The 426-nt window shown below is 59.2% G+C and carries 1 pseudogene; it reads right to left on the reverse strand.

Going from position 1 to position 426, the window contains the following annotated elements:
* Positions 1-107: 107 nt before the first annotated feature.
* Positions 108-426 (reverse strand): annotated as a pseudogene (locus OC610_RS28895) (TonB-dependent receptor); the annotation flags it as partial.

Raw genomic sequence — 426 nt, forward strand, 5'->3', positions numbered from 1 at the left:
CCGCGATCCAGCGGGAGCAAGCTCCCTCGCCACGGTTTTGTGCCCTTACATGAACCGTGTTGCATCTAGCGGGTGCCTCTAAATAGGTTTACGCAAATGCTAACCGTTTACCATTTGTAATTCACGCTGGCGACGACGTTGCGTTGGTCGCCGTAGTAGCAGTAGAAGCCATCGCAGGTGGACAGGTAGTCCTTGTTGAGGATGTTCTTCGCATCCACCGCCACCGTGACGCCCTTGAGGGTTTTGTTCAGACGGCCCAGGTCGTAATGGGCCGAGGCGTCATACACGGTATAGGAACTGACGTGGCCCCAATCGGTGTTGGTGGTGTTGCCATAGGTGTCGCCTACGTAACGCACGCCGGCACCCACGCCGAACCCGTCCAGGGGGCCGTTGTGCCAGGTGTAGTCGGCCCAGGCGGTGGCCTGG

It is taken from the genome of Pseudomonas agronomica, assembly GCF_025917275.1.
GTDB classification, from domain to species: Bacteria; Pseudomonadota; Gammaproteobacteria; order Pseudomonadales; family Pseudomonadaceae; genus Aquipseudomonas; species Aquipseudomonas agronomica.